Source organism: Micromonospora chalcea, from assembly GCF_002926165.1.
In the GTDB taxonomy this organism is placed as follows: domain Bacteria; phylum Actinomycetota; class Actinomycetes; order Mycobacteriales; family Micromonosporaceae; genus Micromonospora; species Micromonospora chalcea.
Genome location: NZ_MAGP01000033.1, coordinates 1 through 9,618 on the forward strand (window position 1 = coordinate 1; position 9,618 = coordinate 9,618).

At 73.1% G+C, this 9,618-nt stretch carries 7 protein-coding genes; 3 read left to right on the plus strand and 4 right to left on the minus strand.

Annotated elements, in window-relative coordinates:
• Positions 1-16 precede the first annotated feature (16 nt).
• From BAW75_RS04465 to mfd, 3 genes are read right to left on the minus strand one after another with little or no spacing between them, the layout of a single operon-like run.
• Complete coding sequence (locus BAW75_RS04465) at positions 17-994, minus strand: nucleoside triphosphate pyrophosphohydrolase (RefSeq protein ID WP_104112740.1); 978 nt, start codon at positions 992-994, stop codon at positions 17-19.
• Positions 991-1,761 carry a SurA N-terminal domain-containing protein gene (locus BAW75_RS04470; RefSeq protein WP_104112741.1) on the minus strand — a complete coding sequence of 257 codons (771 nt, stop codon included), beginning with the start codon at positions 1,759-1,761 and terminating at the stop codon, positions 991-993. Before BAW75_RS04470 ends, BAW75_RS04465 begins: the two co-directional genes overlap by 4 nt.
• A gap of 47 nt (positions 1,762-1,808) precedes the next feature.
• Positions 1,809-5,456 carry a transcription-repair coupling factor gene (gene mfd / locus BAW75_RS04475; protein ID WP_104112742.1) on the minus strand — a complete coding sequence of 1,216 codons (3,648 nt, stop codon included), beginning with the start codon at positions 5,454-5,456 and terminating at the stop codon, positions 1,809-1,811.
• A 155-nt stretch (positions 5,457-5,611) separates the two neighbouring features.
• On the opposite strand from mfd, the gene BAW75_RS04480 reads away from it, so the two are divergent.
• Entirely contained in the window at positions 5,612-6,520 is a 909-nt protein-coding gene (locus BAW75_RS04480) for a cyclase family protein (protein WP_043326589.1), read from the plus strand.
• Positions 6,521-6,763: 243 nt separating this feature from the next.
• Here the strand turns inward: BAW75_RS04480 and BAW75_RS04485 are convergent, their stop codons facing one another.
• Positions 6,764-7,804 (minus strand): S66 family peptidase, encoded by a 1,041-nt coding sequence (locus tag BAW75_RS04485; protein WP_104112743.1) that lies wholly within the window; start codon positions 7,802-7,804, stop codon positions 6,764-6,766.
• A gap of 85 nt (positions 7,805-7,889) precedes the next feature.
• Here BAW75_RS04485 and BAW75_RS04490 point away from each other — a divergent pair, with 85 nt between their 5' ends.
• Both BAW75_RS04490 and BAW75_RS04495 read left to right on the plus strand, forming a co-directional pair.
• Entirely contained in the window at positions 7,890-8,918 is a 1,029-nt protein-coding gene (locus BAW75_RS04490) for an ABC-2 transporter permease (RefSeq protein WP_104112744.1), read from the plus strand.
• 123 nt (positions 8,919-9,041) lie between these two features.
• Positions 9,042-9,618 (plus strand): phosphoenolpyruvate carboxylase (locus BAW75_RS04495; protein WP_146074798.1); only part of this gene is annotated, 577 nt, incomplete at its 3' end.

Genomic DNA, 9,618 nt, shown 5'->3' on the forward strand with positions numbered 1-9,618 from the left:
GGGTCAGGCGGGGAGGTCAGGGAGTGGGGCGTTCGGCGGCTCGGACCGCCTCGGCGTACGCCAAGGTGGCACGACGCAGGGCGGCCTCGGGATCGATGCCGGCCTGGCGGGCGGCGGCGACAGTTGCCAGCAGGCTCGCCCCCAGCCGCGCTTCCGGGTCCACCTGCGACTCGGCCAGCGGGGGCGGTACGGCTAGGCCGACCCGGCCGGCCCGGTCCAGGATCTTCGCGGTCAGCGAGAGCGCCGGCTGGCTCAGCGCGATGCCGTCCAACACCGAGTCGCGGGTCTTCTCGGCCCGCTTGATCCGTTCCCAGTTCGCCTCGATCTCCTCGATCGAGCCGGCCGGCTCGCCGGAGAACACGTGCGGGTTACGCCGCACCATCTTGTCGACGAGCGTTCCGGCCACGTCGTCGACGGTCCAGCTCTTGCCGTCCGGTAGGTCCTCGGCCAGCCGGGCGTGCAGCAGCACCTGGAGCAACACGTCGCCCAGTTCCTCGCGGAGCGCGTCGGTGTCGTCGGCGCTGATCGCGTCGTACGCCTCGTAGCACTCCTCCAGCAGGAACCCGGCCAGGCTGCGGTGGGTCTGCGCCCGCTTCCACGGGTCTCCGCCCGGGGAGGCCAGCCGGTCCATCACCTCGACCGCGTCGAGCAGCCGGGCGCCGGGTGGGTCCCACGAGCCGTACATCAGTTCCAGCTCGGCCAGGCCGGGCTCGCGCGCCAGCAGCAGCCCCAGCTCACGGGCCAGCGTCTCGTCGCCGGCCGGGCCGGCCAGCCACACCGCCCCGCCGTGCGTGGCGGCGGCGTCGAGCAGCGCCTGGGTCGCGCCCTCGGTCACCACGCTCACCTCGGCGCCAGCCGTCCGGACCGCCCGGGTCAGCTCGCTCTCCGCACCGGCGAGGACCGGCGCGGAGCGTACGGCGTCCCAGGCGGCCGAGGTCAGCAGGCCGGCGGGCAGCCGGGGTGAGGTGACGAGCAGGACGATGCGGGCGGTCATGCGGTTCCGGGAGCCGGCGAACCACCGGCCGGCGCCTCCGGCGTCGAGATGTCGGTGACCGGGCCGTCCTGGCTGACGTAGGGCAGCGAGTAGAAGACGAGCGACTGGCCGGTGTTGACGAGCGACGGCACGCCGCTCACGCCGAACCGGGGGTTGACGCTCACGTCCACCTTCTCGGCCTGCTGCTGCAGCGCGTTGCTGAGCGCGGTGGCGCTGCGCACGAACCCGGCCTCGCCGAACGCCTGCCGGACCTGGTCGACGGTCAGCCCCGGCTGGATCGCCCCGGTCTTCTCGATGGCGCGGTAGACGGCCACCAGGGACTCGTCGCTGAGGTCGGCCGGGGGCAGGCTCTGCTGGAGGGTGGCGGAGAGGTCCACCCACTCGCCCCACAGCTTCGTGTACTCGGTGGTCGCCGGCATCCGCAGCGGCTGCTGAAGCTGCTCCGGGGACACCTCGTCGGTGACCTGGAGGCCCTTCTCGGCCGCCACGCGCTTGCCGAGGTCGAGCGCGACGAGCAGGTTCAGCACGTCCTGCCGGGTCACCGGGGACCGCAGCTCCTCCGGCGACGGCGTCTGCGGCGCCTGGTTCCGGACGGCGTCCGCGTACTGCCGCTGCGCGTCGTCGTAGATCGCATCGACCCGCTCGACGGAGTAACGGGTGTCTCCGACGTAGGCGGCGACGTCCGGGGCGGACCGGCCACAGGCGGCGAGAGAGAGCGCGGCAAGGGCCGCGACGCTGACGGCGACGAGGGAACGACGTGCACGCATGTGGCTCACTCTCTCACGCCCCGTACCGGCCTGTGACTCCACCCACCTCATCGCGCACCCGCCGGGACCGCACGAGCCAGCTCCTCGGGCTTGCCCAGGACATCCGCCAGGAGCTGCTCACACCACTCCAGCAACGCCTGGTCGCGCAGCGGCTCGCCACCGATCCGCCGGGTGCTGGGCCGGGGCACGCTGACCTGGTCGAGCGCCTGCTTGTAGACCGAGTCCGGGTGGTAGCGCTTGAGCCGCATCTGCTTCGAGTCGGGCAGCGGCAGCGGGCCGAACCGGATGTGCTTGCCCTGCATCGACACGTCGGTGAGCCCGTAGCGGCGGGCCAGCAGCCGGAACCGCGCCACCGCGACCAGGTTCTGCACCGGCGCGGGCGGCTCGCCGTACCTGTCGGTCATCTCGGCGACCACCTCGCGCAGCCGCTCGGCGTCGCGGGCCTCGGCGAGCTTGCGGTACATCTCCAGGCGCAGCCGCTCCACTCCGACGTAGTCGTGCGGCAGGTGCGCGTCGATCGGCAGGTCGACCTTGACCTCCGTCTCCTCCTCGGTGCTCTCGCCCTTGAAGGCGGAGACGGCCTCGCCGACCATACGGACGTACAGGTCGAAGCCGACGCCCTCGATGTGGCCGGACTGCTCGCCGCCGAGCAAATTGCCGGCGCCGCGGATCTCCAGGTCCTTCATCGCCACGTACATGCCCGCGCCGAGTTCGGTGTGCTGGGCGATGGTGGCCAGCCGCTCGTGCGCGTTCTCGGTGAGCGGCTTCTCCGGCGGGTAGAGGAAGTACGCGTACGCCCGCTCGCGGCCCCGGCCGACCCGGCCGCGGATCTGGTGCAGCTGGGCCAGGCCGAGCAGGTCGGCCCGCTCCACGATGAGCGTGTTGGCGTTCGGGATGTCGATGCCGGACTCGACGATGGTGGTGCAGACCAGGACGTCGAATTCCTTCTCCCAGAAGCCGACCATCACCTTCTCCAGCGCCTCCTCGCCCATCTGGCCGTGCGCCACCGCGACCCGGGCCTCCGGCACCAGCTCCCGCAGCTTGCGGGCCGTCTTCTCGATCGACTCGACCCGGTTGTGCAGGTAGAAGACCTGACCGTCGCGGAGCAGCTCGCGGTGGATGGAGGCGGCCACCTGCCGGTCGTCGTACGCCCCGACGAACGTGAGCACCGGGTGCCGCTCCTCCGGCGGGGTGGCGATGGTGGACATCTCCCGGATGCCGGTGATCGCCATCTCCAGCGTGCGCGGGATCGGGGTGGCCGACATGGCGAGCACGTCGACCGAGGCGCGCAGCGTCTTCAGGTGCTCCTTGTGCTCGACGCCGAACCGCTGCTCCTCGTCGATGATCACAAGGCCCAACTGCTTGAACCGGGTGGACGCCTGGAGCAGCCGGTGGGTGCCGATGACGATGTCGACGGTGCCGGCGGCGACCATCTCCAGCGTCTGCTCGGTCTCCTTCGGCGTCTGGAACCGGGACAGTTGCCGGATCGACACCGGGAACTGGCTCATCCGCTCGGCGAACGTGTTGTAGTGCTGCTGCACCAGCAGCGTGGTCGGCACCAGCACCGCCACCTGCTTGCCGTCCTGCACCGCCTTGAACGCCGCCCGTACCGCGATCTCGGTCTTGCCGTAGCCGACGTCGCCGCAGATCAGCCGGTCCATCGGGACGGTCTGTTCCATGTCCCGCTTGACCTCCTCGATGGCGGCCAGCTGGTCGGGCGTCTCCTGCCAGGGGAAGGCGTCCTCCAGCTCCCGCTGCCACGGGGTGTCGGGGGCGAAGTTGTGCCCCTTGGACGCCTTGCGCGCGGCGTAGAGCTGGATGAGCTGCGCGGCGATCTCGCGGACCGCCTTGCGCGCCCGCGCCTTGGACTTCTGCCAGTCCGAGCCGCCCATCTTGTGCAGCGTGGGCTGCTCGCCGCCGACGTAGCGGGAGAGCTGGTCGGGCTGGTCGGTCGGCACGAACAGGCGGTCGCCGGGCTGGCCGCGCTTGCTCGGCGCGTACTCGATGACCAGGTATTCGCGGCTGGCACCGTTCACCGTGCGCTGCACCAGCTCGACGTACCGGCCGATGCCGTGCTGCTCGTGCACCACGAAGTCGCCGGCCTTCAGCTCCAGCGGGTCGATGGTGTTGCGCCGCCGGCTGGGCATCTTGCGCATGTCGCGGGTGGAGGTGCCCCGGCCGCCGGTGACGTCGTTGCCGGTGAGCAGCACGAACTTCGACGCCTCGTCGACGAAGCCGGCGGTCAGGCAGCCGCACGACACGAGCAGCTCGCCCGGTGCGGGCGCGGTGGGCACCTCCTCGGTGAGCCGGGCGCCGAGACCGGCGTCGCGGAGCACCTCGACGGCCCGCTGGGCGGGGCCGTGCCCCTCGAAGACCAGCGCGATCGACCAGCCCTCGCCGGCCCAGCGCTTCAGGTCCTCGACCACCCGGGCCGTCTCGCCGTGGTAGAGCGGGGCCGGCTGGGCGGCCAGGCTCACCGCGATGGCGTCGTCGGGGGTGACGTCGACCTCGGCCGGCGCGTCCTCCCAGGGCTGCCGGGCCGGTGCCGCGTCCGCCTCGACCAGGCCGAACGGCGCGAGCGTCCACCAGGGCTGGCGCAGGGCGCGGGCTGCCGTGCGTACCTCGGCCAGGGTCTTGAAGGCGGCGGCGCCGAGGTCGACCGGGGCCTGGCCGCCGACGGCGGCCGCGGCCCAGCTGGCCTGGAGAAACTCCTCCGAGGTACGGACCAGGTCGTGCGCGCGGGTGCGGATGCGCTCGGGGTCGCAGAGGAGTACGTGGGTGCCGGCCGGCATGCAGTCGACGAGCAGTTCCAGCGCGTCGGCGCCGATCAGCACCGGCGCGAGGGACTCCATGCCCTCCACCGGGATGCCCTCGGCGAGCTTGTCCAGGATCTCGGCCAGCTCGGGGTGCTCGGCGGCGAGCGCGGCGGCCCGCTCCCGCACGTCCGGGGTGAGCAGCAGCTCGCGGCACGGCGGCGCCCACATCTGCGCGACGCCCTCGATGGTGCGCTGGTCGGCGACCGCGAACGTGCGGATCTCCTCCACCTCGTCGCCCCAGAACTCGACCCGGGACGGGTGCTCGTCGGTGGGCGGGAAGACGTCCAGGATGCCGCCGCGTACCGCGAACTCGCCGCGCTTGGTGACCAGGTCGACCCGGGCGTACGCCATGTCGGTGAGCCGGCGGGCGACCTCTTCCAGGTCGGCCTCGTCACCGGCGGCGAGCTGGACGGGTTCCAGGTCGCCGAGGCCCTTGAGCTGCGGCTGGAGCAGCGACCGGACCGGCGCGAGCACGACCCGCAGCGGCCCGGTGCGGCCGTGCGCGTCGGCGGCCTCCGGGTGGGCGAGGCGGCGCAGCACGGCGAGGCGCCGCCCGACCGTGTCGGAGCGGGGCGACAGGCGCTCGTGCGGCAGCGTCTCCCAGGACGGGAAGACCGCCACCTGCTCCGGCGGCAGCAGGCTGCCCAGCGCGGAGGCCAGGTCGTCGGCCTCCCGGGTGGTGGCGGTGACCGCGAGCACGGGACGGCCCGCGCCGCCGGCCGGCTCGTCGGCGGCGACCGCTGCCACCGCGAACGGGCGCAGCGCGGCGGGGGCGGTGAGGTCGAGCCCGTCGACCTGCGCGGCACCGGAGCGCGCCAGGTCACGCGCCCGGGCCAGCCCCGGGTCGGCCAGGGCGGCGGAGAAGAGTCCGGTGAGCATCAGTGATCACTTCCAGCGGATCGACACACGACGACGACCCCGCGTCCAGCCGGACGGGGGGTGCACCGTTCGAGCCTATCCCCCTCCACCGACGATCCGGGCCCGCCCGATCTTCGATCTTGACCGGCCGTGACCGGGCGTGGTGCGGTGGGCGGATGGTCGAGTATCGGGCGGTCTTCGACGCCCAGGTGGATTTCGCAAACGGTGGTGGCCTGCGCACGGACGGGTTCCGGTTGGACGTGCCGCACCCGGACGTCACCGACGACGAGGTGGCCGCTCTGCTGGTCCGGCACCTCGGGCTGCTCATGGTCGGCGAGGTGCGGATCACCAACCGGACCGTGGTCGAGGAGCCGCACAAGGGCGGACGGGGCCTCGATGTGCCGGCCTCGGGTGGGCGGAAGCTCGTCGAACTGAGTCACGTGATCGCCGAAGGGCTGGTCACGCTGCCCGGCTGGCCCGGCCCGGCGATCAGCGACTGGCTGACCCGGGAGGAGTCCCGGAATCGGTACGCGCCGGGCGTCGAGTTCCACGTCGCCCGGATCGACATGATCGCCAACACCGGCACGTACGTGGACACGCCGTCGCACCGCTTCGCCGACGGGCCGGACCTGACCGGGGTGCCGCTGGACCGCCTCGCCGACCTGCCCGGCCTGGTGGTACGCGTGCCGGCCGGTACCCGGGCGGTGGACAGGCTGATGCTCGCCCCGTACGACGTGGCCGGGTGCGCGGTGCTGCTGCACACCGGCTGGGACGCGCACTTCGGCACCGACAGGTACGCCGCGCCGGAGGCGCCCTTCCTGACCGGTGACGGTGCGCAGTGGCTGGCCGAGGCGGGCGCGGCGCTCGTCGGCATCGACTCGATCAACATCGACGACATGACTCCGGCGGCAGCGGGTCAGCGCCCGGCGCACACCGGTCTGCTGGCCGCCGGGGTGCCGATCGTGGAGCACCTGACCGGCCTGGACGCGCTGCCGCCGACCGGCTTCCGGTTCACCGCCGCCCCGCCACGGGTCGCCGGCATGGGCACGTTCCCGGTGCGGGCCTTCGCCGTCGTGGCCGCCTGACCCAGCCGAGATGGCGGCCCACCGCTCTCCGACACCCACCGCTCGCCTCGCCGAGGCGCAGTAGATCTCTGCGCCCACCCGACCGCTGCCAGCAGCGAGTGGAACGGCACGGGTGTCAAGACGGGCCCGAGACACCCACGGCGTTCCACTGACCGGCACTTCGAGGCGTGAGTGGAACGGCGTGGGTGTCAAACGGGGACGTAGACACCCATGGCCGAGCGGCGGACGGCGGGTGCGGGCGGGTCAGTAGCGGACGGCGATCCGTCGCTCCACCGCGTCCACGCGGATCTCGCCGCCGTACGGGATGATCAGCTGCGGGTCGGTGTGGCCCAGGTCGACGTCGAAGACCACCACCGGGTCGCCCGCGTAGGGGGCAAGAGCCGACAGGATCGCCGCCCGCTGGTCGGCGGCCCAGGCCAGCCGCTCCGCGACCGTGTGGGGCCGGTCGAAGTCCCACGCCTTGGGCCGGCCCACCACGATCGCCGGGAAGCCGGCGAGCAACCCGCGCTCGCCCAGGTTCCGCACGATCCGGAAGACCTCCTGCGCGGACGGCATCTCCTCCGAGGTCTCCAGCACCAGCACCGAGCCGGCCAGGTCGGCCGCGCGCGGAACGCGGTCGGTCGCCATCAGCCAGTGCAGGATCTCCAGATTGCCGCCCCACGTGCGGCCCTGCATCACCTCGGCCGGGCCGTGCCAGCGCCAGCCCTCGGACGGGTACATCGGCGGCTCCTCGGCCAGCGTGGCCGGGTCGCGCCAGTCGCACGGCTCGTCGCCCCACTCGGGGGCGGGGGTCAGCTCGTACCAGCCGGAGGTGAACAGCGCGGCGCGCAGCGAGTCGAGCGTCAGCGGGTGCGGCTTGCCGGAGCGCCCGAGGTGCACCAGCACGGACCCGCCGTGGTAACCGACGAGATCCAGCCGGTAGAGGTGGTTGAGCACGTTGGTGTTGTCCGAGTAACCGAAGTACGGCTTCGGGTTGGCCCGCAACACCTCGTCGTCCAGGTACGGGGTGACAGTGATCAGGTCGTCCCCGCCGACCGTCGCCAGCACCGCGGTGATCGTCGGGTCGGCGAACGCGGCGGTCAGGTCACGCGCCCGGTCGCGCGGGTCCGCGCCCATGACGCGGGTGGTCGGGTACTCCACCGGTTCCAGCCCCAGCTCGTCGCGGAGCCGGCGCAGCCCCAGCTCGTACACGTGGGGGAAGAGACCCGGCAGGCCGGCGGAGGGTGAGACGACCGCCACGCGGTCGCCCGGCTTCGGTTTGGGGGGATAGACGGGTGCCTGCATGGCCCGACGATATCGGCCCGGACCAGCGGTTTTCGCCCTGACGAAACCGCCTCAGCCAGGCAAATGCCGCCAATAGGCTGAGCCCGTGGACGACGAGCCGGAACTGCGTACCCGGGACTGGCTGCCGCGCACGGCGGCGCTGATCCTCGGCACCCTGGCGCTGGCCAGCGCGTTCATCGCCGCCTACGTCGGCGCGCTGCACAAACCCGACCCGCGCGACATCCCGGTCGCCGTCGTCACCAGCGACCAGCAGGCCCAGGCCGTGATGTCCGCCGTCCGCGCCCGCACCGACACCATCAAACCCGTCGGGTACGACAGCCGCGGCGCCGCCCAGGACGGCCTCACCGACAGATCGGTGTACGCGGTGCTCAGCTCCGCCCCGGACGGCGGCCTGACGCTCGCCACCGCCAGCGCCGGAGCGCCCGCCGCCACGGAACTCGTCACCGACGTGTTCACCGAGGCGGCCCGGCAGGCCGGGGTGCCGCTTCAGGTCACCGACGACGTGCCGGTCTCCGGCGACGACCCGCGCGGCCTGGTCCCATTCTACCTGGCCGTCGGCGTGGTGCTCGGCGGCTACCTGGCGTCCACGGCGCTCGGCATCTCACTCGGCACCAGCCCCCGCGACCTGCGCCGGGCCGGCCTGCGGATCGCCACGCTCGCGGTGCACGCGATCCTGCTCGGCGTCATCGGGGCGATCCTGGTCGGACCGGTGCTCGGCGTGTTCGCCGGTCACGTGGCGGCGGTGGCGGTGGTCGGCGCGCTCGCCGCGTTCGCGGCCGGGATGGTCGCCGCCGCCGTGCAGGGCTGGCTCGGACTGCTCGGCACCGGCATCGTGATCCTGCTGCTCGTGGTGCTCGGCAACCCCGGGTCCGGCGGCATCTACGCGCCCGAGTTCCTGCCGCCGCTCCTGCGCGGCATGCACCGCTGGAACGTGCCCGGCCTCGCCACCGACCTGTTCAAATCGGCCATCTACTTCGACTGGCGCGGCGGCGGCTGGGCGCTGACCGGCCTGCTGATCTGGGTCGTCGCCGGCCTGGCCGGGCTGCTCACCGCGACCATGTTCCGCGCCCGACGGCGCCCGGTGCCGGGCCGGCACGCCGTCGACCGGGACTGACCGGCGGGCCGTCCCAGAGTGCAGATCATCACGCGGTCCCCCTCCTGTCCCCCGGGGATACGCGGATACGATCCAGGGGAGTCGGACAGCGCTGTCCTTCGTCCTCGCGTAAGGAGCGCAACCGTGACCGACCAGCACGACCACGACGGCCCCGACGCCGCTCTCCGGGCCGACATCCGCCGCCTCGGCACGCTGCTCGGGCAGACCCTCGCCCGGCAGGAGGGCCGCCCGCTGCTCGACCTGGTCGAGGAGATCCGCGCCCAGGTCCGCTCCGACGCGCCGGCCGCCGCCCAGCGCCTCGCCGGGCTCGACGTCACCACCGGCACGAAGCTCGCCCGTGCCTTCTCCACCTACTTCCACCTGGCGAACATCACCGAGCAGGTGCACCGCGCCCGGGACCTGCGCCGCCGCCGCGCCACCGACGGCGGCTGGCTGGACCAGGCCGCCAAGATGATCGCCGAGCGGGGCGTACCGGCCGAGGAGATCGCCGCCGCGGCCCGCCGGCTGGCCGTACGCCCGGTCTTCACCGCGCACCCGACCGAGGCGGCCCGCCGGTCCATCCTGTCCAAGCTGCGCGCGGTCGCCGACGAGCTGGACACCGAGACCGCGAACGCGATCCTGTACGGCGCCAGCGACGAGGGCCCGGCGAACCGCCGCCTGGCCGAACTGCTCGACCTGATGTGGCAGACCGACGAGCTGC